Here is a 497-nt window from a genome sequence, read left to right on the forward strand (position 1 = left end):
CTCCTACCCGCTTCGAGAGAAAAATGCGCAAGGAAACTATGTCCGCTATTCTATTGCCCGGAAATCGCTTCGCGAACCACATCGCATGACCAACCGATAACAGTTTCACCCTGCCTCAGCATAAGATGCGGCAGGCCGCCCATGCTACGGCGGAAGATATTGCCCGGCAGCATGCCTTCAGACGATCTGCCGCCGGCGATTGATTGAGACTTGGGGCATCGAAAAGGATGCTCCATGCAAACAGATGCGATCGGTCTGGCGGCTTTTGGTCCGCAGCATATTGAGGAAGCTGTAGCGCTTTCACGTCAGGCGAAATGGCCGCATCGGCCTGAGGATTGGCGTTTCGTTGTCGAACTGAGTTCCGGCGCAGTCGCCTTGGATGGCGACGGCAAGGTCGCCGGTACGATCCTGATGACGCCCTATGGTGCTGATTGTGCAACGATCAACATGGTGATCGTCGATGAGCGCCTGCGCGGTCGCGGTGTGGGCCGCAAGCT

At 57.3% G+C, this 497-nt stretch carries 1 protein-coding gene; it reads left to right on the plus strand.

Annotated features, from left to right (window positions below):
- Positions 1 to 234: 234 nt before the first annotated feature.
- Positions 235 to 497, plus strand: a 263-nt coding sequence (locus tag AC1D0P_RS28545) for a GNAT family N-acetyltransferase (RefSeq protein ID WP_477679814.1), incomplete at its 3' end; no start/stop codon positions are given.

The sequence above is a fragment of the Polaromonas sp. P1_G2 genome, from assembly GCF_056405515.1.